We start from the raw sequence: 23,784 nt of genomic DNA on the forward strand, positions 1-23,784 counted from the left end.
AGACCAGAACGTTGATAGGTCGGGTGTGGAAGCGCAGTAATGCGTTGAGCTAACCGATACTAATTGCCCGTGCGGCTTGATCCTATAACTCTGTAGGTTTTATGACCTGATATGAGCGTAGCGACAAGTGCCGTTCAAAACGCTAGCGACAAACTAGCAAGATGTAATTCGTCAAACATAACCCATCGTTGTTGCGAAGCCTCACTCACCTGAGCCGCTCGCATCAACTCGATGTGCTTCTTCCAAATTGGGGTAGGTAGTCCTAAACCACTACCCGCCCAACCAGTTACGCCTGACGACCATAGCAAGGTGGTCCCACTCCTTCCCATCCCGAACAGGACAGTGAAACGCCTTAGCGCCGATGATAGTGAACATTCGTTTGTGAAAGTAGGTCATCGTCAGGCTCTTATCCTCAAAACCCCATCGGAGATCTCCGGTGGGGTTTTGTCTTTGCGGCGGTGCCTTAGACACGCCCAAAGACTCGGCATCTCCATGCCATAGAAAACCCCTCCCAATTCCATATAAAAAGCCCGACGAAGCGATTCGTCGGGCTTTTTGTTTGCGCGCCGGGCAAAAACGCTGGCGTCAGATAGGGAATTGCGGTTACGGATAAACAACCGTGTAGTTGGAACTTACCAGATGCAGCCGGTACTCATGGGATTGAGAGAGTCTTTCCCATGAAAGGAGCCGCGGGCGCACATTATGAACATTGATCCGAAACTCCCTTCGGCTGTTGCCGATTCCGGACCTTCCCGCAGTTCACCTGCCGCTGAAGATTGCGCGCGGATCTTTTCTGCGATCAAACACGGATATGCGCACACAGCGCTTGATCTCATCGAGAGATTTGATCCCAATCTATCCGCTAGCAATAAAGATGGCCAAACTCCTCTTCATTTGGCTGTTGCCTTGGACGATCGCGAACTCGCAAGCGAGATAATAGCCAGCTTGCCTGCGGGTCACTCAGCACTTAATGCTCGGGACCGGCAAGAATATACGCCCCTGATGCTCGCTGTAGAAAACGGCAGTGTCCCCCTCAGCAAGGCGCTCATCGAAAAGGGGGGAGACATTCCTTCCAAGCTTATCTTGCCTGCTTCAGGAGCAAGGGCCGAAAAAATACTGTGCACGCTTCACGCGGCAGAGCTTTTGCTCGAGGCCCGTGGGGACATGGGCGTTGCCTATACGCTCGCTTTGCGGGACAAGGATACAGATTTTCAACGCCGATTTGCGGGTGCACTCGAAGCGCTGCGCACTGCATGCGCGGATGGCGATATGGTCGAGGCGCAACGGATGCTCGACGAGGGCATGGACGCGAGTTCTGCATTGACGATGGAAGCCCTGTCCGTTGCGGAGCCCGCTACGCCGTCGCGTGCTCGTGTTTTGACCAACTTGCGGGCTCTAGGCGCAGACCCTACCGTATCCATGCGGCAGGTGCTACTCCGAGGGGAAAAAGCTTCGGATGTCTGCCATCTCTTGCTGCTGCTGGGCGCGGACCCACACCAAGCTATGGTCGATGCGGCACGAAATGGTGATGCGAAGGGGCTGAAGCGTTTGTTGGACTTCGGTTTCAACATCAACGATGCAGTGGTACGGGTCGCTAAGGCCGGTGATGGGAAGGCATTAAGCCTCATGCTTAGCAACGGACGCTTGAACGCCGAAGACAGGCTTTCGATATTCCAGACGTTGGCGAAGGCTGGCCAGCAGGAGGCCGTGAAGCTTTTGATCGATCGCGGTCAGGATCCGGCGCAGGCATTGTCGCGGGCATTCGAGACTGGGGATCGCGCCACGGCCAGAGTGCTGTTCGAGGCGGGAGGCAATGTTTCATCGCGGTTGAATGCCTTGGCGGCGGATTGTCGCGTTAATCCCGACGAAGGGATGAAGCGTCTCGAAGCGTTGATCGCGGCCGGCGTGGACTCGTCGTACGCCTTGTACGACACGGCCAAGGGCGGAAAGGATCCCGTGGCAGTTCATACTCTGATTGCAGCCGGTGCTCGTGTCCCGGAAGCGCTGGGCCACGCCCTGGCGTCGGAATTGCCTGATATAGAAGAAACCTTAGCTTCCGCGAGCAACAATGTCGCTGCGCTCAAGAGGATGATGGATGACGCCGGCGATAGCGGCAGTGCTTTGCTGACGACGCTTCTGTTGGCCAAAGACGATATCGCTGACCCCGCAAAGAGTGATCGTCTGAGGCGACTGGAGGCGATGGCCGGGGCCTATGATATGCAAGGAGATCGAGCCTGCGCTGATCTGCTGCGCGCTCTGTTGCAGGTCGACTGGATCGAAATCAAGGCACTGGTAACGGCTGATCCAGACGCTTCAAGCAGGGTTCTGCTCGACCTGTCTCGCGAGACGGACGTGGTTCTTGGGCGGATATTGGCAGCTGCACAAGCCGATCCCCACTATGTGTTTGCGTTCGCTTTACGGGACGGGTGGATGGGAGACACAAGCTTGAAGCGTTTGTCTTTTATGCTTGATATTGGCTACGAGCCCTATGAGGTAGTGAACGCGCTACTTGAGCTCAACGAAGATGACGCGGCCAAGGCACTCATTGCACAGCGAGGACTCAATGTGATCGAGTTGCTCGACGTATCTGCCCGGCACGACAACAAAGAGGAATTCCAGCGGTTTACCTCCCGGATGACCGATAGCACAGGGCTGATAGCCCCTGCGATACGTCAGGGAAGGAGCCAGTTGCTCGCAGCTTTATTAGCCGCGGGGATACAACCAGAGCCCAACGACACAGAGGAGCATCTACTCGGCGCCTTAAGGAAGGGCCATATAGATGTGCTGCAACCCTTGCGCGCCGCTGGGGTAGAGGTAACGCAGGCGTCGGAACGCGTACTGGTTGAGGCGATGGGTACCGGGAATACGGAGCTGGCACAGTTGCTGAAGGCATCAGGTGTGGCAATACCCCCGGAAAATTTGGACGAAATGTTGGTTTCAGCACTGGAAGACTCCTACGACGTTACAGCAGCCAGAGGATGCTTGGCCCTGGGCGCCAATGTATCCTCCGCTCTAATGCAGGCCTCTGCGGCAGGGCAGTCTCACGCCGTGAAATCCTTGCTTTACCTCGGTGGCGACGTTGCGCCGGTGCGGCAGAGCGCATTCGACCAAACAAGGAGGGTGATGGAAATGATGGGCAAGCTCACGTTCTGAATGCACTACAGTTGGCGTTTTAATGGCCGGAATGTCGAATGGTTGCGGTAGGGAAGGCTGACCTGATTCGGCTTGCGTCAGGACGGATGTCAAGACCGCTGTGGCGCGGACACCTCATCCCGGCCTTCCTGCCCGAAGTCGCGGCTTTGTGCGGTAACATTGGCTAAATCTATTCGATGGAGCGGTTATCGTGAGCGATCCTCAAATTCCTTCTCAGCCAAACAATTCGCTCGACTTGCGTACCTTGACCCATGTCGCTTACGGGCTTTATGCCCTGGGTTTTTTGACCGGCGGTTTTCTGGGTATCGCGACCATCGCTGCCGTGGTGCTGATGTATGTCAAACGCACGGACACTGCGGGCACGATGTACGCCGCGCACTTTGACTGGTTGCTGCGTACGTTCTGGTGGGCGTTGCTCTGGCTAGCGATCAGCGCGATTTTGACGTTGATCTTTATCGGCTGGATCGGTGTGGTGGCGACCGTGGTGTGGGTGCTTTATCGCCTTATTAAAGGCTGGTTGGCCCTCATGTCAGGCACTGTGCCCACCAGCTACGCGTAAAGCACTGCGCCTTGCTGCGACGGGATAGTAGGCTGGATAAGCCCTATTCCCGAGCGGGGCGCCAGAGCCCAGTTTGCGCGCGCATAAAAACGGCTGACCAATCGTCAGCCGTTTTTATTTAGGCTCGCGTATGAATGCACGCCCGGCGTGGCAAGCCCTGGGGCGGGTGGGTCCCAGCACGGACCCATCGCAGAGGCGGGGACGTACGCAGTACGGCCCGTGCCCTGATTACTTCAAGTGCGCGTTAACCAGCTTGGTCAGTTCGAACATCGTGACCTGATCTTTGCCGAAGATCGGACGCAGCTTGGCGTCGGCATTGATGTTGCGTTTGTTGCTGGCATCTTGCAGGTTGTGCTTCTTGATGTATTCCCAGATCTTTTTGGTGACCTCGGTGCGCGGCACGGCGTCCGAACCGATGACCTCGGCCAGCTCGGCGCTGGGGGTCAGGGGCTTCATGAATGCGGCGTTCGGCTTGCGTGCGGTCGCGGGTTTGGAGGTGGTAGCCATAATACGGCGCTCCTTCTCTGGCTGTTGGAAAAATTGTCCTGCGGGCGGAGCATAACGTGTCTCTCAGTCAAAGACAAAGGCATTTATGCTCTGTAGCAACTAAAATGGGGGCTTGACCCCCCGATTCTTCAAGGCGCGCTACGCTCCATGTACGCAAGATCAGCCCTAGATTCTATCCGTCTATTTCATGATGAGTTGACGGCCATACGCCGCGACCTGCATGCTCACCCCGAATTAGGGTTCGAAGAGGTGCGTACATCCGGCATTGTGGCGGGTGCGCTGGAGGCCATGGGCCTGGAAGTCCATCGCGGTATCGGCAAGACGGGCGTCGTCGGCGTCATCCGTGGCAAGAGCTGTGATAGCGGTCGCATGATCGGCCTGCGCGCCGATATGGATGCGCTGTCGATGACCGAGGACAATGATTTCTCGCATAAGTCGAGTAAGCCCGGTCTGATGCACGGTTGCGGCCATGATGGTCATACCGCGATATTGCTGGGCGCGGCCCGCTATCTGGCGCAAACGCGTCAATTCGACGGCACCGCTGTGTTGATTTTTCAGCCAGCGGAGGAAGGCCGCGGCGGCGCCAAGGCCATGATGGAGGACGGACTGTTCGACACGTTCCCCTGTGACGCGATCTATGCCTTGCATAATTGGCCGGGGTTAAAACCCGGTACGATCGGCATCAATCCCGGGCCCATGATGGCGGCGGCGGATCGCTTCGAGATCACGATCATGGGTCGCGGCGGTCATGGCGCGCATCCATATCAGACCATTGACCCTGTGACGATCGCCGGTCAGGTGATTACCGCGCTGCAAACCATCGTGTCGCGTAATGTAAATCCGCTGGATTCTGCCGTGCTGTCGATTGGATCGATGCAGGCGGGGCATCCCGATGCGATGAGTGTGATTCCGCGCGAAGCCAAGCTCGTGGGCACGGTGCGAACGTTTCGGAAGTCGGTACAGGAAATGGTCGAGGCACGCATGCGCGAGCTCGTGACGGCGATCGCCAGCGGCTTTGGCGCCACGGCAGAGATCCACTACCAGAGGATTTATCCCGCCACGCTGAATACGCCCCAACATGCCAATCTCGTTGCCGACATTGCAACGGAAATGGTCGGCAAGGAAAACGTGGTGCGCGATCTGACGCCGTCGATGGGGTCGGAAGACTTTTCGTTTATGTTGCAGGCTCGTCCCGGGGCCTATTTCCGTTTGGGACAGGGCGGCGCGGAATCGGGATGTTTGCTGCATAACCCCCGCTTTGATTTTAATGATGCCGTGATTCCGTTGGGCAGCGCGATGTTCTGCGCGCTGGCCGAGCGCGGCATGCCTCTGGCTGAATAGGCCGGGTTACTTTCACGACTGACACAATGACTCAATTGACGATTACCCGGCCGGATGACTGGCACCTGCACTTGCGCGATGGCGCGGCGTTAAAAGCCGTCGTCGCGGATACGGCGCGCCAGTTCGCGCGCGCCATCATCATGCCGAATTTGCGCCCGCCGGTGACTACGACGGAACAGGCGCTGGCGTATCGCGCCCGCATCGAGGCGGCGCTGCGCGAGCACGAAGGCCTGCCGGCCTTTACCCCCTTGATGACGCTGTATTTGACCGATAACACCACAGCCGATGAGATTGTGCGGGCGCATGAATCAGGGCAGGTGTATGCCGTCAAGCTGTATCCCGCCGGGGCCACGACGAATTCCGACGCTGGGGTGACCGATTTGCTGGGTAAGTGCACGGCGGCGCTGGAAGCCCTGCAGCGCTGCGGCATGCCGTTGTTGGTTCATGGCGAGGTGACGGATCCGCGCATCGATGTGTTCGATCGTGAGGCGGTATTTGTCGAACGGGTGATGCAGCCGTTGCGCCGCGCGTTTCCCGAGCTGAAGGTGGTGTTCGAACACATCACGACAAAGGATGGGGCGGAATATGTGCGCGATGCGGAAGGGCCGATCGCCGCGACCATCACGCCGCAGCATCTGCTGTATAACCGCAATGCGATCTTCCAAGGTGGCGTGCGGCCGCATTGGTATTGCCTGCCGATTCTCAAGCGCGAGACGCATCGTCAGGCGTTGGTCGAAGCCGCCACCAGCGGCAGCCCGCGCTTTTTCCTGGGCACGGATAGCGCACCGCATGCGCGTGGATTGAAAGAGCATGCTTGCGGTTGCGCGGGCTGCTATACGGCGCTGCATGCGATGGAGTTGTACGCCACCGTCTTTGAGCGCGCGGGATGCTTGGATCGTCTGGAAGGTTTTGCCAGTCTGCACGGTCCGGACTTCTACGGCTTGCCGCGCAACACGGACACACTGACGTTGCGCCGCGAGTCGTTCACCATTCCTGACGAGGTGCCGTATGGCGACGCCACGCTGGTGCCGTTAGCCGCGGGCGAGTCGCTGGAATGGCGTGTCGTGCATTACTGATCACCGCGCCGCGATTCCAGCAGCTCCCAGCGGGCGAATTTGTCTTCCAAAGTCTTTTCTAAGGTCGCCAGCTCGGCATTGATCTGTTCGACCTCCTGAGGGGCATCGCGATAAAGCGTGCCGTCGGCCAGGCGCGCGGAGAGTGCTTCCTGGCGGGCCTCGATTTGGGCGATTTCGTCGGGTAAGCCCTCGAGTTCGCGTTGTTCCCAGGAGCTTAGCTTGGCCACCCGGGTGGGTTTTGCGCGTGCGGCAGGGGCGTCCGGGTCCGCCGAGCGTGCGGCTTTTTCTTTCGCCGATGCCGTTTTTTCTTTGGTCGGGGTTTGTGTAGCGGCTTGCGCGGGTCGTTGCGCGACCCAGTCATCGTAACCGCCCACGTAATCGCGCCAATGGCCGTCGCCTTCGAACGCGATGGTCTGCGTGACGACGTTGTTCAGGAACGCGCGATCGTGGCTGACCAGCAGTACTGTACCGGTGTATTCCTGGAGCAGCTCTTCGAGCAGTTCCAGGGTCTCGATATCCAGATCGTTTGTCGGTTCGTCTAGCACCAGCACGTTGGCCGGTCTGGCGAACAGGCGCGCGAGCAGCAGTCTTGCGCGTTCACCGCCGGACAGGCTGCTCACCGGGGATCCCGCGCGCGCTGGCGAGAACAGGAAGTCGCCCAGATAGCTCATCACGTGTTTGCGCGTGCCGCCGATTTCCACCCACTCGCTGCCGGGGTTGATGATGTCGACCAGCGTCGCGTTTTCGTCGAGCTGGGCGCGCATCTGATCGAAATAGGCCACGGAGACGTTCGTGCCCATCCGGACACTGCCGCTATCGGGCGCGAGTTCGCCCAGCATGATCTTTAATAGCGTGGTCTTGCCCGCGCCGTTGGGGCCGATGATGCCGATACGGTCGCCGCGCATGAGGGTGGTGCTGTAGTTGCGCACCACCACCCGTTCCCCAAAGGCCTTGGACACATCTTCGAGTTCAGCGACCAGCTTGCCGGAGCGTTGGCCCTCGGCGAGGGCGAGGCTTACGTTGCCGACGCGTTCGCGGCGCTCGGCACGTTCGACACGCAGCTGTTCCAGGCGGCGCACGCGCCCTTCGTTACGGGTGCGGCGCGCTTCGACGCCTTTGCGAATCCAGACTTCTTCTTGCGCCAATAGCTTGTCGAAGCGCGCGTTCTCCAGGCGCTCGGATTCGAGCCACTGCGCTTTGCGTTCTTGCCATTGCGAGAAGTTGCCGGGAAAGCTGAGCAGCTTGCCGCGGTCGAGTTCGACTATGCGCGTGGCAATGGCGTCCAGGAATCGGCGGTCATGGGTGATGATGACGGCCGCGCCACGCCAGCTACGCAGCAGTTCTTCAAGCCAGGCGATGCCGGTGAAGTCCAAATGGTTGGTGGGCTCGTCCAACAACAGCAGATCGGGTTCGTCGGCCAGCGCGCGCGCGAGAGCGACGCGTTTGCGCGTGCCGCCGGACAGGCCGGCGATGCGTGCGTCGCCGGGCAAGCCCAGGCGTTCGATCAGCGCCTGTACGCGCGAGGGGCGTTGCCAGTCCTCATGGTCATCATCGCGATTGAGGACAACTTCGTAGACCGTCGCGCTTTCGTCGAGATCGGGCTCTTGCTCGACGGTGGCGACCTTCAGGCCCGAGTTGCGGGCGATGTCGCCATCGTCAGGCACGTTGCGACCGTCCAGCAAGCGGAGCAGGGAGCTTTTGCCCGCGCCGTTGCGGCCGATCAGGCCGATACGTTCGCCTTCTTGAATGACGAAGTCGGCATGGTCGAGTAGCGGATGGTGGCCGTACGCGAGCTGTACGTCGGTCAAGGTGATAAGCGTGTTGTTGGCCATGAGGTAAATAAATGCGGGTTGCTAAGCGTTCCCGCTATTGTCGCAGGTACGTGCCGTACAATGTCATCCGCAAGACAGGTCGGGCAATCGCGGTGTACGAAAGTGCGTCGAGGAAGGTCCGGACTCCATAGGGCAGGATAACGGCTAACGGCCGTCCGGCTGTTTACGGGCTTTGTCCGCAAGCAGTCGAGGAATAGGGCCACAGAGACGAGTCTGCGGCGCGGGCGTGCTCTCGGGCGCGCACCGGTACGGCTATCTCCGTACTGCGTCAGACGCTTTGCGTCTGGCGGTGTGGCAGGGTGAAACGCGGTAACCTCTATCCGGAGCAACACCAAATAGGCATGCGCACGGTCTTCGGACCTGAGGGGCGGCTCGTCCCAGTATGCGGGTAGGTGGCTACAGCGGCTCAGCAATGATCCGCGCAGAGGAATGATTGCCCGTCGGGGTGACCCGGCGTACAGAATCCGGCCTATAGACCTGTCTTGCAGCTTAAAGCCCGCCAGGTACGGGCAGAGGGCAGTGTGAAGCAAACGTAAAACATTGAAAGGCGGTCCGATTCGGGCCGATCCTGAAAAAGGACTTTTAGTTGTTAGCGCAACCCCCTGATTTATCAGGGGGTTTTTGTTTTGCAAAATTTTAAATGTGCTCTAAGTCCTTGTTGTGATTGAAAAAATTGCAACCCTCCGCTTGACCCGCCTTAGCCATTACCGTAGAGTGGGAAAAAGTAGGAATTTGTGCAATTAAGTGGAGTAAAAGTGGTGTTTCAGGGGAGCAGCGCGCTGACGCTTGATGCCAAGGGGCGGATCTCGATTCCGACCCGGCATCGTGACGCGCTGATTGCTCAGGCAGAAGGTCGCCTGACCCTGACACGCCATCCCGACGGCTGTTTGTTGGTGTATCCCCGTCCGGAGTGGGAAAAAAAGCGCGAGCAGATCGCCGCGTTTCCCATGTCGGCGCGTGCACTGCAGCGGCTGTTGTTGGGCAACGCGCAGGACGTCGAGCTTGATGGTTCCGGCCGCGTGCTCATTGCGCCTGAACTGCGCAACGCTTCCGGTATGACGCGCGATGTGATGCTGCTCGGTATGGGCACGCACTTCGAGCTGTGGGATGCCGCTTCCCTGGCCCGCCGCGAGGCGGAAGATTTAGCTCAGGGGATGCCGGACGTGTTGAACCAGTTTTCGTTCTGAAATCAAGTATGGAATTCGAACATCGGCCCGTGCTGCTGGCGCCGACGGTGGACGCGTTATTGCAAGCCGACTTCGGCGGCAAGGGTGCGAGCCGGTCGTTGCGGCAGGATGAAGAAGAGGCCGAGGCACAGGCCAACGCGCGCCGCGAGCGCGGCGTGTTTGTGGACGGCACGTTTGGCCGGGGCGGGCATAGCCGCGAGCTGCTGAGCCGTCTTGGGCCGAATGCTAGGTTGGTGGTGTTCGATAAGGACCCGCAAGCGATTGCGGTGGCGACCGAGCTGGCGGCAAACGATGCACGCGTGACGGTGGTGCACGATGGGTTCGCCACGATGCGCGAGTCGCTGGCCGAACGCGGCATCGAGAAAATCGATGGCGTGATGTTGGATTTAGGGGTGTCTTCGCCCCAGTTGGATGATGCGGGGCGGGGCTTTTCGTTTATGCGCGAAGGTCCGCTCGATATGCGGATGGATACGACCCGCGGCCCTACGGTCGCGGAATGGCTGGCCGAGGCTGGCGTGGATGAGATGCGGGAGGTCATAGCGGAATATGGCGAAGAACGGTTTGCTTTTCAGGTTGCAAAGGCGATTGCTGCTCGCCGCGCAACACGGCCGCTGCGCACCACGCTCGAGCTCGCCGAGTGCGTCGCCAGCGCCGTCCGCACGCGCGAAAAAGGTCAACATCCGGCCACACGCACGTTTCAAGCTTTACGGATTTACATCAATCGGGAACTCGAAGAGCTCGCGCGCGCCCTCGCGTCAGCTCTAGAACTGCTTGCCCCGGGGGGGAGGTTGGCGGTGATCAGTTTTCATTCACTTGAAGATCGCATGGTCAAGCAATGCATCGCGGCGGCCGCGAGGCCGGCTGTCGCGCATGCGCGCTTGCCGCTGCGTGAAAGTGAAATGCCGCAGCCGCTGGTGCGATCCCTCGGGCGGGTGCTGGCCACCGATGAGGAAATCGCGGGCAATGCACGCTCGCGTTCGGCCGTGCTGCGCGTGGCCGAGCGGACCACGACGCCGTTGGAAGCCGAAGGCGCAAGCTTTGTGCCAGCGATGCGCGTGCCGGGCGAAACGCCCAAGCACGGTACGAAGCGGAGGGCGCGTTAATGGCGCGTCTAAGCCTGTTCGCCGCGATCTTGCTGATGTTGTCGGCCATTTCTCTGGTCACGAGCCGGTATCACTCGCGTCAGCTATTCATTGAGCTGGAACGCAGCAACACCCTTTCGAACACGCTGGACACGGACTGGCGCCGTTTGCAGCTGGAGCGCGCCGAGTTGGCTCGCAATGCCCGCATCGATCATGCCGCCCGTCAGGATCTGAAGCTGATCCCCATTGCGCCTGAGCGCACGCTGTATTTGAATCAGTCGCCCGTCGCGGCCAACGGAGGCGCGCAATGAAGCGCGTGCCGTTCTTCGACAATCCGGTGCTGCGCGGGCAGCTGCCGACCTGGCGCGCGCGCTTGGTGCTGGTGTTGTTGATGGCGGGCTTTGTTGTGCTGGCCGGCCGTGCTTTATATCTGCAGGGCCTTTCCACCGAGTTTTTGCAACAGCAGGGCGAGCGGCGCTACGAGCGCACCCTGACCCTGGCCGCTACGCGCGGCAAGATTCTGGATCGTAATGGCGTGGTGCTGGCCTCGAGCGTGCCGGCGCGAGCCATCTGGGCCATTCCCGAAGACGCCAAGCCCGCGACGGCCGAGCAGCTGACGCAGTTGGCGAAGCTGCTCGGCTTGTCCGTGGCCGATCTGCGTGGCCGTCTGTCGGATCTGGATCGCAACTTTGTCTATTTGAAGCGGCAGGTTCCCACGGATCTCGCCGACCAAATTAAAAAACTGGAAATCCCGGGGATTTATCAGCAGGCCGAAACGCGCCGCTATTACCCCGATGGTGAAGTCACGGCCCATCTGGTGGGCTTTACGAACGTCGAAGATAAGGGGCAAGAGGGCGTCGAGCTGACATTCGACAAGCTGCTGTCGGGCACGCCTGGTAGCCGCCGAGTCATTAAAGATCGTTTGGGACGTGTGATCGAGGACGTGCAAGCGGTCACGATGCCGATTAATGGCCGCGATCTGAGCCTGTCGATCGATGCCCGTCTGCAATACTTGGTTTATCGCGAGTTGACCGAAGCCTTGCAGCGCCACCAGGCCAGCGCGGCCAGTGCCATCATCATGGACGTGCGCTCGGGCGAAATTCTGGCGATGGCCAGTTTGCCGACTTTCGATCCCAATGACCGCGATAGTTTCCACACGCCCAATCTGCGCAATCGGGCGATCACCGATACGTTTGAACCGGGTTCTATCATGAAGCCGTTCACGGCGGCGTTGGCGCTGGACCTGGGGCGGATCACCGAAAGAACGCAGTTCGAGACGGGCAATGGTTCGTTCCGCTATCAGGGCAGCACGATTCACGACGTGAGTCGCAATGGCACGCTCAATGTGGCCGGGGTGCTGCGCCGCTCGAGCAACATCGGTATGACGCTGATTGCGGAGAAACTGCAGGCGCGCGAGATGTGGGAGCGCTTTACCGAAATGGGCTTTGGCCGCGCGCCGCAGTTGGGCTTTCCCGGTGCCGCGCCCGGGCGTCTGCGTCCGTGGGATCGTTGGCGTCTGATCGAAAAGGCTACGATGGCCTACGGCTATGGCCTGTCGGTATCGTTGTTGCAGGTCGCGCGTGCCTATACCGTGTTCGCGCGGGATGGCGATATGGTGACGCCCACGCTGGTCAAGCGTGACAGCGATCCTACCAGTGTGAAGATCTATAGCCCGCAGGTGGCGGCGATGGTGCGCAGCATGCTGGAAGCCTCGGCGGGGCCGGAAGGCGCCAAGGCGGCTCAGGTGCAAGGCTATCGCGTGGCCGGCAAGAGCGGCACGGCGCGCAAGATCGTGGACGGCCGCTACAGCACGCAACGCTATCGCAGTTCTTTTGTGGGCTTTGCGCCGGTGTCGAATCCGCGCATCGTTGTCGCAATCTCGATCGATGAGCCCAAGGCGGGCGGGTATTACGGTGGCGCGGTGGCGGCCCCGATTTTTTCAACAATCGTTGGTGGCAGCTTGCGCGTGATGGGCGTGCAGCCGGATGCGCCGTTTGAGTCGACGATTGTGGCAGGGGTAAAGGAGAGCGCGCGATGAACGCCGTGCAGAACTTGTCGCAGAAGACCGCCGAGCTGGTGGACTGGCTGCGTGCGCGCGTGGCGGCATCGGCTGACCTGCGGCTGGATTCCCGCGACCTGGTCGCGGGCGATGTGTTTGTGGCCTGCCCGGGTGGCACGGTCGATGGACGCGACTATATTGCGCGTGCGATCGAGCAAGGCGCGGCGGCCGTGCTGTGCGAGGCGCCGGCGCCGACGGATTTTGATGCCGATGCACGCGTGCTCGCGGTGGCGGACCTGCGCGCCGAGCTGGGCGCGTTGGCCGATGAATGGTATGGACGGCCGTCGGCGGCGTTGAGCGTGGTGGCGGTGACCGGTACTAACGGTAAGACCTCCTGCGCGCGATGGGTCGCGCAAGCGCTCAACGCGGCGGGCAGGCCTTGCGGCACGATAGGTACCCTGGGCGCGATCTTGCCCGATGGGCGCTCGCTGGGCGGGCACCTGACCACGCCGGATGTGCTGACCGCGCATCGCGTGCTGGCCGCGATGCGGGATGCGGGGGCGAAGGTCGTCGCGTTGGAAGCCTCGTCCATCGGACTCGATCAGGGGCGCCTGGACGGCGTACGTATCGAGGTCGCGGCGTTTACTAATTTGACGCGTGATCACCTGGATTATCACGGGTCGATGACGAAGTATGAGCAGGCCAAGGCGCGCTTGTTTCAGTGGCCGGGGCTGGCAGCGGCAATCATCAACGCGGACGATGCGGTCGGCGCGCGCTGGTTGCAGTCTTTGCCCGAAGGCCTGGCAATGGGCTATTCGCAGAAAGACACGACGGCCGCTTTCCACGTGCGCGATTTACGGGTGACGACGCACGGACACGTCTTTACCTTGGTCGCGCCGGGTGGCGAGGCGCAGATTGTGTCCTCGCTGCTGGGCGAGCATAACGTATCGAATTTGCTGTTGGTTGCCGGTGTGTTGTCTCGACTGGGATGGTCGTTGGGACAGATCGCCGCTGCGTTGGCCAAGACCCGGCCGGTGGAAGGTCGTCTGCAAGTCGTGACGCCGTTGATCGGCGCGGCCGATAGCAGCGGTCAAGGGCCGTTGGTCGTAGTGGATTATTCGCATACGCCCGATTCGTTGGCGCGGGCGTTGACTGCCCTGCGTGGCGTGGCGCAGGCGCGTGGCGGCGAGCTGATTTGCCTGTTTGGGTGCGGCGGCGAGCGTGATGCGGGCAAGCGTCCGGTCATGGGTGGGATTGCCGCCGAACTGGCCGATCGAGTGACGGTGTCCAGCGATAACCCGCGCGGCGAATCGCCCGACGCGATCATCGCGCAGATTCTTTCGGGTGTGCCGTCGAATGCGAGCCTGACCGTCCAGGCGGATCGCGCGATGGCCATCATGCAGACCGTGTGGGCCGCGCGTACCGAAGACGTGATCCTGCTGGCTGGCAAAGGCCATGAGACCTATCAGGAAGTGGCGGGAGTGAAGTCGCCTTTCGACGATAGGGAGTGGGCGAGGCTCGCGCTGCTGCTGCCTCGTGTCGCCGGCTTGTCCACCGATACGCGCCGGATTGGAGCGAATGAGCTATTCCTGGCGCTGGCCGGGGAGAATTTCGACGGGCATGACTATTTGACGCAAGCTCAGCAAGCTGGGGCTTGTGCCGCCGTCGTGGCGCATCCTGTTGCGGAAGTCTCACTGCCGCAAATCGTGGTGGGTGATACCCGACTGGCATTGATGCGCATTGGCGCGGCTTGGCGTTCGCGGTTTTCGCTGCCGGTAGTGGGCGTGGTGGGCAGCAATGGCAAAACCACGACCAAGGAAATGATTTCCGCTGTGCTGGCGCAATGGCAGGGGGAATCCGGTCGTCTTGCGACCGCGGGGAATTTCAATAACGACATCGGTGTGCCGTTGACGCTGTTGCGTCTGCGACCGGAGCATCGTGCGGCCGTGTTCGAGCTGGGCATGAACCATCCCGGCGAGATCGCTGTGTTGGCGAAAATGGCCGCGCCTTCGGTGGCCGTGATCACCAACGCGCAGCGTGAGCATCAGGAGTTCATGCATTCGGTTGAGGCGGTCGCGCGTGAGAACGGCATGGTGATCGAAGCCCTGCCCGACGATGGCGTGGCCGTGTTTCCGGGAGATGACGCGCATTGCGCCATTTGGGAAGAACAGGCGGGCGCGAGACGCGTGCTGCGGTTTGGCTTGCAGGCGGGTCTGGATATTTACGCCGAAGACATTGCGGCGACTGCGCAAGGGTCGCGTTGCCGCGTGGTCACGCCGGCTGGCGTCGCGGATTTGACGCTGCCCGTGCCCGGTTTGCACAACGTACGTAATGCGCTGGCCGCGATAGGCGCTGCCTTGGCGGCGGGTGCGACGCTGGATGATGCAGTGCGTGCGCTCGAAAGCTTCAGCGCGGTCGCAGGGCGCATGCAGCGGCATGTGCTGGCGGATGGATCGACGCTGATCGATGACACCTATAACGCCAATCCGGATTCGGTGCGTGCGGCGATTGATGTGCTGGCTCAGTTGCCCGCGCCGCGTGCGTTGGTCTTGGGTGATATGGGCGAAGTCGGCGATAACGGTCCGGCGATGCATCGCGAAGTGGGTGAGTATGCCCGCTCGATGGGCATCGATGCGCTGTATACGCTGGGTGAGGCCAGTCGCGAAAGCGCGGCGGCGTTTGGCGAAGGTGCGCAGGCATGTGCCAGCGTGGAAGAGATTTTGGTGGCGCTGCGCACACTGCGCGCAGCGAGTGTGTTGGTGAAAGGTTCGCGCTTTATGCGCATGGAGCGGGTGGTGAAGCAGCTGTCGACGGACAATAACAACAAGATGACGGCAGGTCGCCAGGGGGACACCCATGCTGCTTGAGATCGCCCGCTGGCTATCCGACGATGTGCGCGCGATTGGCGTGCTGGAATACATCACAATGCGCGCGGTGCTGGCCTGCGCGACCGCTTTGTTGATTGGTTTGGTGGCGGGCCCGCGTGTGATCCGCAAGCTGACCGCAATGAAGATCGGCCAGGCCGTGCGCGCCTACGGCCCGGAATCGCATTTGGTCAAAAACGGCACGCCCACGATGGGCGGTGCCTTGATTCTGATCTCGATCGCGATCAGTACCTTGCTGTGGGCCGATTGGACGAACCGGTTCGTCTGGGTGGTGTTAATGGTGACGTTCGGATTCGGCTGGATCGGCTGGGCGGACGACTATCGCAAGGTCGTGCATCGGGATCCGGAAGGCATGCCGGCGCGGCAGAAATTCTTCTGGCAGGCCACCATCGGCATGGTGGCCGCGGTGTATCTGGCTTTCGCGGTATCGGCGCCCGCCAATGCTGAACTGTGGCCGCTGTTCCGGGATTGGGTGGCGAGCGGTTTCACGATGCCATTGCCGACGCGTGCGGATCTGATCGTGCCGTTCTTTAAATCGGTGAGCTATCCGCTGGGTGTGCTGGGTTTCGTGGCGCTGACCTGGGCGGTCATCGTGGGGACGAGTAACGCGGTCAATCTGACCGATGGCCTGGATGGTCTGGCGATCATGCCTACCGTGATGGTGGGTAGCGCGCTGGGCATTTTTGCGTATGTCGTGGGCCGCGTCGATTATTCGAAGTACTTGCTGTTTCCCTACATTCCGGGGGCGGCGGAGCTCATGGTGCTGTGCGCCGCGATTGGCGGAGCGGGGCTGGCGTTCCTATGGTTCAACGCCTATCCCGCCCAGGTATTCATGGGAGATGTGGGCGCCTTGGCCTTGGGTGGTGCGCTCGGCACGATCGCGGTGATTGTGCGTCAGGAAATCGTGCTCTTCATCATGGGCGGTGTGTTCGTGGTGGAGACGCTGTCGGTCATGGTGCAGGTGACTTGGTTCAAGTACACCAAACGTAAATATGGACAAGGCCGGCGGATATTCCGAATGGCCCCGTTGCATCACCATTTTGAAGTCGGCGGCTGGAAGGAAACTCAAGTCGTCGTGCGTTTTTGGATCATCACCATGATGCTGGTGTTGATCGGTTTATCCACATTGAAGTTGCGATGAATAGTTCTGTCACCCCTCGCGCGGATTCCCCGCTCGTCTTGATCCTCGGATTAGGCGAGACGGGCGCGGCTGCGGCCCGCTGGTGCGCCCGGCAGGGCGCGGCCCTGCGCGTGGCGGATACGCGCGCCGAGCCGGGCGGCTTGGCGGCGTTGCGCTCGGCCTTGGCCGACTCTGGCGCGCAGGTCGATTACCGCCTCGGTTGCGGCGAGGTGTTCGAGGCGAATTTGCTCGATGGCGTGAGCCAGCTCGTGCTCAGTCCTGGCCTCGCGCCCAATCAGGCTCCGGCCCAGGCGCTGCTCGCGCAGGCGGCCGAACGCGGTATCGAGGTGGTGGGCGAGATCGAGTTGTTCGCCCGCGCACTGGCGGATCTGGCCACATCGCGTGACTATCATCCTCGCGTGCTCGCGGTGACCGGCACCAACGGGAAAACCACGGTGACCGCGATGACACGGCAACTTGTCGAGGCGGGCGGCTTTACTGCGCGCGCGGCGGGCAATATCAGCCCGGCGGCATTGACGGCGTTGATGCAGGCGCTGGATGAAGACGATTTGCCGCAGGTATGGGTACTGGAGCTGTCGAGCTTCCAACTGGAAACCACGCGTAGCCTCGCACCCGATGCCGCGACCGTACTCAATGTCACCCAGGATCATCTGGACTGGCACGGTGGCATGGAGGCTTACGCCCGGGCAAAAGCCCGATTGTTCGAACTCGCGCGCGTGGCGATCGTCAACCGCGATGATCCGATCGTGGCGAAGATGGTGCCCTCGTTGACGGCGTTGAACGTGCGCACGTTCGGCCGCGAGATGCCGGAGCTGGTCGGCGATGCAGGCCTGGATCTGAATCAGGGCATGGCTTGGCTGGTGGTGTCCGAATCCACCGATTTCGACGACCAGGCCGCGCCGGTCCGGCGCAAAAAGAATGCTCCACCGCCCGAACGCGCGGCCGGGCGCATGAGCCGCCTGATGCCGATGGATGCGTTGCGCATTCGCGGCATGCATAACGCTTTGAACGCCTTGGCGGCGTTGCAGCTTGCACGCGTGCTGGATATAGGCTGGGGACCGATGTTGCGCGCCCTGCGCGAATATTCGGGTGAACCGCATCGCGCCGCCTTTGTGCGCACGATAGGCGGGGTGGACTATATCAATGACAGCAAGGGCACCAATGTTGGCGCCACCGTGGCGGCATTGGAAGGATTGGGTCAGCCCGTGGTATTGATTGCGGGCGGGCTGGGTAAGGGCCAAGACTTTTCGCCCCTGTCGCCCGTCGTGGCGCGTTATGCGCGCGCGGTGGTGTTGATCGGCACGGACGGACCCGAGATCGCGCGCGCGTTGGAGGAAACGGGTGTGCCTTGCGTGATGGCGCAAGACATGCGCGAAGCCGTGCGCCACAGCGCCGAGTTGGCAGAGCCGGGCGATGCCGTGCTGCTGTCGCCGGCTTGCGCCAGTATGGATATGTTCCGCAATTATCCGCACCGCGGCGCGGTGTTCGTCGAAGAGGTCGAAGACCTCGCGCGTGATCGGGGTGAGGTCTGACATGAGTCTCTTCGCCGACCTCACCACTAGCGTCAATGCCGTTCGTCCCGGCCGCACCCGCATGCGCAATTACGATGCGCCGCTCGTGCTGGCGGCGACGACGTTGTTGCTGCTGGGTCTGCTGATGGTGTATTCGGCGTCGATCGCGCTGGCCGATGGCCCGCGTTACGCGTCTTACGGTCGTTTTTACTTTGTGATCCGTCATGGGCTGTTCCTGTCGGCTGGCTTGATTGCCGGCGCGGTTGTGTTGTCCATGCCGATCCGTTTCTGGCAACGCATGGCGGTGCCGGGCTTTATTGTGTCGCTGATTCTGTTGGTGGCTGTGTTGATTCCGGGCATTGGCCGCGAAGTCAACGGCGCGCACCGGTGGATCCCGCTGGGGCCGTTGAATTTTCAGCCCTCGGAGCTGATGAAGCTATGTGGCTTGCTGTACGCGGCGGACTATACGGTGCGCAAGCAGGAATACATGCAGTCGTTCTCGCGCGGCTTTTTGCCGATGGCATTCGCCTTGGGCGGCGTGGGCTTGCTGTTGCTGCTGGAGCCGGATTTGGGCGCCTTTATCGTGATCGTGGCGATTGCGGTTGGCATTCTGTTCGTGGGCGGCATCAACGGTAAGTATTTCAGCAGTCTGGCCGCCGTGATGGTGGGAACGTTCCTCGCGCTCATCTGGTTGTCGCCGTGGCGTCGCGCGCGTTTGTTCGCGTATCTGGATCCCTGGAATGAGGCCAACGCGTATGGCAGCGCCTATCAGTTGTCGCACTCCTTGATCGCACTGGGGCGCGGCGAATGGTTTGGCGTGGGCCTGGGCGCCAGTGTGGAGAAACTGCACTATCTGCCCGAGGCGCATACGGACTTTCTGATGGCCGTGGTGGGCGAAGAGCTGGGATTCGTCGGCGTCGTGCTGGTCTTGTGTCTGTTCGCCGTAGTGGTCTACCGTGGTTTCGATATTGGACGTCAGGCGATTGCGATGGAGCGGACCTTTGCGGGTCTCGTGGCACAAGGCGTGGCGATCTGGATTGGGGTGCAAGCGTTCATCAATATGGGCGTGTGCCTCGGGCTGCTGCCCACCAAGGGTTTGACACTGCCGTTGATGAGCTATGGCGGTTCGGGTGTCGTGATGAATCTGTGCGCGCTCGCGATGCTGCTGCGCGTGGATATCGAGAATCGCATCATGATGAGAGGGGGGCGAGTATGACGGCGCCTACGATACTCATCATGGCGGGTGGCACGGGCGGACACATCATGCCGGGCCTGGCGGTCGCGCAAGTGCTGCTCGATCGGGGCTGGCGCGTGTTGTGGCTGGGTAATCCGGACAAGATGGAAGGGCGCCTCGTGCCCGCGCGCGGCATCGAGCTCGTGCCCATGCAGTTCCAAGGCGTGCGTGGCCGTGGCGCGACGGCGTTGATCAAACTGCCGTTCTTGCTGGCCCGTGCGGGATTGCAGGCATGGCAGCGGCTGTCGCAGGTTCGTCCGGATGTGGTGCTGGGTATGGGCGGCTATGTAGCCTTTCCCGGCGGCATGGTGGCCTCCCTGCGCGGCGTGCCTCTGGTCGTACACGAGCAGAATGCCGTGGCCGGGACCGCGAATCGCTGGCTGGCAAAGCGCGCGCGTCGCGTCTTGAGCGGCTTTCCGAATGTGTTGCCGCGTGGTGAGGTGCTTGGTAATCCGGTGCGCGCCGATCTGTGTGAACTGCCAGCGCCCGATGAGCGTTATGCGACCCGTAACGGGCCTCTGCGCGTGTTGGTCGTGGGCGGTAGCCTCGGCGCTCAGGCGCTGAACACGGTGTTGCCCAAGGCACTGGCTTTGATGTCGCCGCACACGCGACCCGAGGTCACGCATCAAGCGGGCGAGCAGCATTTGCAGGCTTTGCGCGACGGATACACACAGGCCGGTGTGCAAGCCGATTGCCGCGCCTTCATCGACGACATGGCCGCAGCGATGGCGCAGGCCGATCTGTTGATCTGCCGTGCCGGCGCGATGACGGTGGCCGAGGTCGCGGCGGCGGGCGTGGCGGCGCTATTCGTGCCGTTTCCGCATGCCATCGATGATCACCAGACCGCCAATGCGCGTTTCCTAAGTGACGTGCAGGCCGCGTGGCTGTGCCAACAAACTGAATTGACGCCTGAGTGGCTCGCCGAATGGCTGGGTCAGCGCACGCGTTCCGAACTCCAGTCCGTCGCACAACGGGCGCGTCTGCACGCGCGTCCGCAAGCGGCGGCAGATATAGCCGACGTCTGCGTCGAAGCAGCGAGGCGAGCATCATGAAACACAGAATCCAGCATATTCATTTCGTCGGTATCGGCGGGTCGGGCATGAGCGGCATCGCCGAAGTGCTGTTGACGCTCGGCTATACCATTAGCGGCTCCGATCTGAGCGAATCGGCGGTGACGCGCCGTTTGGCGTCGCTGGGCGCGCGTGTTGCGGTCGGGCATACCGCGTCGAACGTGGCGGGCGCCGATGCGATCGTCACATCGACGGCGGTCGCGGGGGACAACCCGGAAGTCATCGCCGCGCGCGCGGCAGGTATCCCGGTGGTGCCGCGCGCCATCATGCTGGCTGAGCTTATGCGCCTAAAGCGCGGTATCGCGGTGGCCGGAACGCACGGCAAGACCACGACGACCAGCCTGGTGGCCAGCGTGCTGGCCGCCGGCGGTCTGGATCCTACTTTCGTGATTGGCGGACGCTTGAATTCGGCTGGCGCCAACGCACGCCTGGGTCAGGGCGAATACATCGTGGTCGAGGCCGACGAGTCGGATGCCTCGTTTCTGAATCTCTTGCCTGTGATGGCTATCGTTACCAATATCGATGCCGATCACATGGACACCTATGGCCATGATGTCGCGCGCTTAAAGAGTGCCTTTATCGAGTTCACGCACCGTCTGCCGTTCTATGGCAGCGCCGTGCTGTGCGCGGATGATGCGAATGTGCGCGAGATCATGCCTTTTGTCTCGCGGCCGATCACGACTTATGGATTGAGCGCCGATGCGCAGGTGCGCGCGGAAAATATCCAAGCCAAGGGCACGCGCATGTGCTTTACGGTGCATCGCGCCGGTCGCGACAGCTCGCTGCCCGCGCTGGATGTGGAACTGAATCTGCCGGGCCTGCACAATGTGCGCAACGCGCTTGCGACGGTTGCCGTAGCAACGGAACTGGGCGTAGCGGATAAGGATATTGTCGAGGCGCTGGGGGCGTTCACCGGTGTGGGCCGGCGTTTTACGATGACGGGGGATTTTCCCGTGCCGGCGGCGCATGGTGGCGGTACTTTCACCGTCATTGATGACTATGGTCATCACCCGGTTGAAATGGCGGCGACCTTGGCGGCCGCGCGCGGCGCATGGCCGGACCGGCGCATCGTACTGGCTTTTCAGCCGCACCGCTATACGCGTACGCGCGATTGCTTCGAGGATTTCGTGCGCGTCTTGGGCAGCGCTGATGCCGTGCTCTTGACCGAGGTCTATGCGGCGGGCGAAGCGCCCTTGGTTGCGGCGGACGGCCGGGCGCTCGCGCGTGCATTGCGCGTGGCGGGTCGCATCGAACCGCTATTCGTGGAGAACGTTGCCGACATGCCGCGGGCGGTAGTGGATTTTGTGCGCGACGGTGACGTCGTGGTGGTAATGGGCGCAGGCTCGATCAGCAAGGTGCCCGGCTTGGTAGGAGAGTTAGCATGATCCATGAGGTCGGCCACGCAACCGACGTGAAGGCCTTGGGTAAGGTCGGCGTGCTGTACGGCGGCCGATCGGCTGAGCGCGAGGTGTCGCTCATGTCCGGACGCGGCGTGCACGAGGCGCTCTTGAGCGCCGGTGTCGACGCACACCTTTTCGATACCGGTGAACGCTCGCTGGCGGAGTTGGCAGCTGCCGGATTCGATCGCGTGTTTATCGCGCTGCATGGCCGCTATGGCGAGGACGGTACGCTGCAAGGCGCGTTGGAGCTGCTAGGTCTGCCGTATACGGGAAGTGGTCCGATGGCCTCCAGTGTGGCCATGGACAAGACCATGACCAAGCGCGTATGGCTGCAGCATGGACTGCCCACGCCGGCGTTCGAATCGTTGAATGCCGCGTCGGATCTGCGCACGGTCCCGGATCGCCTGGGTCTGCCGCTGATGCTGAAGCCGCCTCACGAAGGATCGACCGTGGGTATCACCAAAGTCGTCGGTTATTCGGATATGCAGAACGCCTATGAGCAGGCGGCGCGTTTCGATGACGAGGTGCTGGCTGAGCAGTTCATCGTGGGACGTGAGCTGACCGTGGCGGTGTTGGGCACGGGCGTTAACGCGCGCGCCTTGCCCGTGATCGAGATCGTGGCCCCCGGCGGCAACTACGATTACGAGCACAAGTACTTCTCGGATGACACACAGTACTTTTGCCCGGCCGCGCTGCCGGATACGGTCGCACGCGAAGTGATGGACATCGCCGAGCGTGCCTATCGCGCATTGGACTGCGCGGGCTGGGGACGTATCGACTTCATGTTGGACGCCGAAAACCGGCCTTGGCTGCTGGAAGCAAACACTTCGCCCGGCATGACCAGTCATTCGTTAGTGCCCATGGCCGCCAAGGCGGTCGGCATGAGTTACGCCGAGCTGTGCGTAGCAATTTTGTCCGAGGCTTCGTGCAAAGTGCACAGCCCGGCCCGTCAACCTTAACTGATCTGAATCGGAAGCTCTCGTGTGGAACGACGCTCGCACCACCAACTTAATCGCCAACACGCTTGCCGTGTTGGCGGTGGTGGCCATGCTCGCCGCTGGCGTGGCATGGATCGCTATGCGCCCTTATTTCACGTTGACGAGCATCGAGCTGGAGCCCGCGCCCGAGACGGAGTTGCACTACGTGTCTCCGGAAGCGGTGCGAGCCGTGATCGCCAATCGTTTCAGTGGCAATTTCTTCACTGTGAATCTGGACGATGCGCGCGAGGTCTTCGAGTCGGTGCCTTGGGTGCGCCGCGCATCGATTCGCCGGATCTGGCCGGGAACCTTGCGCGTTCAGATCGAGGAAGAGCAGCCGCTGGCGTTGTGGAACGAGAACCAGATGATCAACACCTGGGGCGAGGCCTTTACCGCCAACACGGGCGAGCTCGACGACGATATGGAGTTGCCGCAGTTCTCCGGGCCCGAGGGAACGGAGGGCTTGGTGGTGCAACGGTATGCCGAGCTTGCGCGCTGGTTCGCGCCGCTGGACTTGACGGTGCGCGAGCTGGATCTGAGTCCGCGTTATGCCTGGAAAGCCACGCTGTCCAACGGCCTGGCGCTGGATCTGGGGCGCGATCCGGGCGCCGACGCACCCGATCCGCACGGCGTGCCGGGCGCGTTGCCCTTTGCTGCCCGCATTCAACGATTTGTACAGGCCTGGCCGGCGGTGATCAACCGTCTGGAGGGTCGCGGCGTGACGCAGGCCGATCTGCGTTATCCCAACGGATTCGCCCTGGCTCTGGCGCCGCTGCCAGAGGGGCAAGCCAAATCAAAATCTTCATCCACATCTTCGAATAAGCGTTAAC

18 protein-coding genes, 2 rRNA genes and 1 other RNA gene are annotated in these 23,784 nt (G+C 61.4%); 19 read left to right on the forward strand and 2 right to left on the reverse strand.

Going from position 1 to position 23,784, the window contains the following annotated elements; all coding sequences use genetic code 11:
* From GOQ28_RS17825 to GOQ28_RS17840, 4 genes are all read left to right on the forward strand, one after another.
* Nucleotides 1–84, forward strand: a 23S ribosomal RNA gene (locus GOQ28_RS17825); the annotation flags it as partial.
* Between the two features lie 207 nt (nucleotides 85–291).
* A 5S ribosomal RNA gene (gene rrf / locus GOQ28_RS17830) occupies nucleotides 292–404 on the forward strand.
* Nucleotides 405–702: 298 nt separating this feature from the next.
* Complete coding sequence (locus tag GOQ28_RS17835; RefSeq protein ID WP_160357389.1) at nucleotides 703–3,153, forward strand: ankyrin repeat domain-containing protein; 2,451 nt, start codon at nucleotides 703–705, stop codon at nucleotides 3,151–3,153.
* A 190-nt stretch (nucleotides 3,154–3,343) separates the two neighbouring features.
* Complete coding sequence (locus tag GOQ28_RS17840; protein ID WP_160350247.1) at nucleotides 3,344–3,712, forward strand: hypothetical protein; 369 nt, start codon at nucleotides 3,344–3,346, stop codon at nucleotides 3,710–3,712.
* A gap of 228 nt (nucleotides 3,713–3,940) precedes the next feature.
* Here GOQ28_RS17840 and GOQ28_RS17845 read toward each other — a convergent pair whose 3' ends face one another.
* Complete coding sequence (locus tag GOQ28_RS17845) at nucleotides 3,941–4,219, reverse strand: SWIB/MDM2 domain-containing protein (RefSeq protein WP_160350246.1); 279 nt, start codon at nucleotides 4,217–4,219, stop codon at nucleotides 3,941–3,943.
* Between the two features lie 147 nt (nucleotides 4,220–4,366).
* Between GOQ28_RS17845 and GOQ28_RS17850 the strand changes: the two genes are divergently transcribed.
* Nucleotides 4,367–5,560, forward strand: coding sequence for a M20 aminoacylase family protein (locus GOQ28_RS17850; RefSeq protein ID WP_160350245.1), 1,194 nt, complete (start codon nucleotides 4,367–4,369; stop codon nucleotides 5,558–5,560).
* Nucleotides 5,561–5,586: 26 nt separating this feature from the next.
* Nucleotides 5,587–6,636: a dihydroorotase gene (pyrC, locus tag GOQ28_RS17855; RefSeq protein ID WP_160357390.1), complete on the forward strand. Its 1,050-nt coding sequence runs from the start codon at nucleotides 5,587–5,589 to the stop codon at nucleotides 6,634–6,636.
* Here pyrC and GOQ28_RS17860 read toward each other — a convergent pair.
* Entirely contained in the window at nucleotides 6,630–8,468 is a 1,839-nt protein-coding gene (locus GOQ28_RS17860) for an ATP-binding cassette domain-containing protein (protein WP_160357391.1), read from the reverse strand. The genes pyrC and GOQ28_RS17860 overlap by 7 nt on opposite strands.
* A gap of 71 nt (nucleotides 8,469–8,539) precedes the next feature.
* Between GOQ28_RS17860 and rnpB the strand changes: the two genes are divergently transcribed.
* The 13 genes from rnpB (at nucleotide 8,540) to GOQ28_RS17925 (ending at nucleotide 23,783) form a co-directional block, all read left to right on the forward strand.
* An RNA gene (gene rnpB / locus GOQ28_RS17865) (RNase P RNA component class A) lies at nucleotides 8,540–8,956 on the forward strand.
* A 270-nt stretch (nucleotides 8,957–9,226) separates the two neighbouring features.
* Complete coding sequence (gene mraZ, locus GOQ28_RS17870) at nucleotides 9,227–9,655, forward strand: division/cell wall cluster transcriptional repressor MraZ (RefSeq protein ID WP_160350242.1); 429 nt, start codon at nucleotides 9,227–9,229, stop codon at nucleotides 9,653–9,655.
* An 8-nt stretch (nucleotides 9,656–9,663) separates the two neighbouring features.
* Nucleotides 9,664–10,758 carry a 16S rRNA (cytosine(1402)-N(4))-methyltransferase RsmH gene (rsmH, locus tag GOQ28_RS17875; protein ID WP_160350241.1) on the forward strand — a complete coding sequence of 365 codons (1,095 nt, stop codon included), beginning with the start codon at nucleotides 9,664–9,666 and terminating at the stop codon, nucleotides 10,756–10,758.
* On the forward strand, nucleotides 10,758–11,048 hold the full coding sequence (gene ftsL / locus GOQ28_RS17880; protein ID WP_160357392.1) for a cell division protein FtsL: 291 nt from the start codon (nucleotides 10,758–10,760) through the stop codon (nucleotides 11,046–11,048). The genes rsmH and ftsL overlap by 1 nt, the downstream gene beginning before the upstream one ends.
* Nucleotides 11,045–12,775, forward strand: a complete 1,731-nt coding sequence (locus GOQ28_RS17885; RefSeq protein WP_160357393.1) for a peptidoglycan D,D-transpeptidase FtsI family protein — start codon at nucleotides 11,045–11,047, stop codon at nucleotides 12,773–12,775. The genes ftsL and GOQ28_RS17885 overlap by 4 nt, the downstream gene beginning before the upstream one ends.
* Nucleotides 12,772–15,603 carry a bifunctional UDP-N-acetylmuramoyl-L-alanyl-D-glutamate--2,6-diaminopimelate ligase MurE/UDP-N-acetylmuramoyl-tripeptide--D-alanyl-D-alanine ligase MurF gene (murF, locus tag GOQ28_RS17890; RefSeq protein ID WP_160357394.1) on the forward strand — a complete coding sequence of 944 codons (2,832 nt, stop codon included), beginning with the start codon at nucleotides 12,772–12,774 and terminating at the stop codon, nucleotides 15,601–15,603. The genes GOQ28_RS17885 and murF overlap by 4 nt, the downstream gene beginning before the upstream one ends.
* Nucleotides 15,593–16,762: a phospho-N-acetylmuramoyl-pentapeptide-transferase gene (gene mraY, locus GOQ28_RS17895; protein ID WP_160350237.1), complete on the forward strand. Its 1,170-nt coding sequence runs from the start codon at nucleotides 15,593–15,595 to the stop codon at nucleotides 16,760–16,762. The genes murF and mraY overlap by 11 nt, the downstream gene beginning before the upstream one ends.
* Nucleotides 16,759–18,294 (forward strand): UDP-N-acetylmuramoyl-L-alanine--D-glutamate ligase, encoded by a 1,536-nt coding sequence (murD, locus tag GOQ28_RS17900; protein ID WP_160357395.1) that lies wholly within the window; start codon nucleotides 16,759–16,761, stop codon nucleotides 18,292–18,294. The genes mraY and murD overlap by 4 nt, the downstream gene beginning before the upstream one ends.
* A 1-nt stretch (nucleotide 18,295) precedes the next feature.
* On the forward strand, nucleotides 18,296–19,489 hold the full coding sequence (gene ftsW / locus GOQ28_RS17905) for a putative lipid II flippase FtsW (protein WP_160350235.1): 1,194 nt from the start codon (nucleotides 18,296–18,298) through the stop codon (nucleotides 19,487–19,489).
* Nucleotides 19,486–20,559, forward strand: coding sequence for an undecaprenyldiphospho-muramoylpentapeptide beta-N-acetylglucosaminyltransferase (gene murG / locus GOQ28_RS17910; RefSeq protein ID WP_160357396.1), 1,074 nt, complete (start codon nucleotides 19,486–19,488; stop codon nucleotides 20,557–20,559). Before ftsW ends, murG begins: the two co-directional genes overlap by 4 nt.
* Nucleotides 20,556–21,962 (forward strand): UDP-N-acetylmuramate--L-alanine ligase, encoded by a 1,407-nt coding sequence (gene murC, locus GOQ28_RS17915; protein WP_160350233.1) that lies wholly within the window; start codon nucleotides 20,556–20,558, stop codon nucleotides 21,960–21,962. Before murG ends, murC begins: the two co-directional genes overlap by 4 nt.
* A complete protein-coding gene (locus GOQ28_RS17920) occupies nucleotides 21,959–22,936 on the forward strand; it encodes a D-alanine--D-alanine ligase (protein WP_160357397.1) in 978 nt (325 codons plus the stop codon). Before murC ends, GOQ28_RS17920 begins: the two co-directional genes overlap by 4 nt.
* 22 nt (nucleotides 22,937–22,958) lie before the next feature.
* On the forward strand, nucleotides 22,959–23,783 hold the full coding sequence (locus GOQ28_RS17925; protein WP_160350231.1) for a cell division protein FtsQ/DivIB: 825 nt from the start codon (nucleotides 22,959–22,961) through the stop codon (nucleotides 23,781–23,783).
* Nucleotide 23,784 lies beyond the last annotated feature (1 nt).

The sequence above is a fragment of the Bordetella sp. 02P26C-1 genome (assembly GCF_009763255.1).
Classification (GTDB): Bacteria; Pseudomonadota; Gammaproteobacteria; order Burkholderiales; family Burkholderiaceae_B; genus Bordetella_A.

Excerpts from the sequence above, each read along its gene's own strand:
- GOQ28_RS17835 (WP_160357389.1), top strand. The coding sequence starts at position 703 with ATGAACATTGATCCGAAACTCCCTTCGGCTGTTGCCGATTCCGGACCT.
- GOQ28_RS17845 (WP_160350246.1), bottom strand. The coding sequence starts at position 4,219 with ATGGCTACCACCTCCAAACCCGCGACCGCACGCAAGCCGAACGCCGCA.
- GOQ28_RS17850 (WP_160350245.1), top strand. The coding sequence starts at position 4,367 with ATGTACGCAAGATCAGCCCTAGATTCTATCCGTCTATTTCATGATGAG.
- pyrC (WP_160357390.1), top strand. The coding sequence starts at position 5,587 with ATGACTCAATTGACGATTACCCGGCCGGATGACTGGCACCTGCACTTG.
- GOQ28_RS17860 (WP_160357391.1), bottom strand. The coding sequence starts at position 8,468 with ATGGCCAACAACACGCTTATCACCTTGACCGACGTACAGCTCGCGTAC.
- rsmH (WP_160350241.1), top strand. The coding sequence starts at position 9,664 with ATGGAATTCGAACATCGGCCCGTGCTGCTGGCGCCGACGGTGGACGCG.
- ftsL (WP_160357392.1), top strand. The coding sequence starts at position 10,758 with ATGGCGCGTCTAAGCCTGTTCGCCGCGATCTTGCTGATGTTGTCGGCC.
- GOQ28_RS17885 (WP_160357393.1), top strand. The coding sequence starts at position 11,045 with ATGAAGCGCGTGCCGTTCTTCGACAATCCGGTGCTGCGCGGGCAGCTG.
- murF (WP_160357394.1), top strand. The coding sequence starts at position 12,772 with ATGAACGCCGTGCAGAACTTGTCGCAGAAGACCGCCGAGCTGGTGGAC.
- mraY (WP_160350237.1), top strand. The coding sequence starts at position 15,593 with ATGCTGCTTGAGATCGCCCGCTGGCTATCCGACGATGTGCGCGCGATT.
- murD (WP_160357395.1), top strand. The coding sequence starts at position 16,759 with ATGAATAGTTCTGTCACCCCTCGCGCGGATTCCCCGCTCGTCTTGATC.
- ftsW (WP_160350235.1), top strand. The coding sequence starts at position 18,296 with ATGAGTCTCTTCGCCGACCTCACCACTAGCGTCAATGCCGTTCGTCCC.
- murG (WP_160357396.1), top strand. The coding sequence starts at position 19,486 with ATGACGGCGCCTACGATACTCATCATGGCGGGTGGCACGGGCGGACAC.
- murC (WP_160350233.1), top strand. The coding sequence starts at position 20,556 with ATGAAACACAGAATCCAGCATATTCATTTCGTCGGTATCGGCGGGTCG.
- GOQ28_RS17920 (WP_160357397.1), top strand. The coding sequence starts at position 21,959 with ATGATCCATGAGGTCGGCCACGCAACCGACGTGAAGGCCTTGGGTAAG.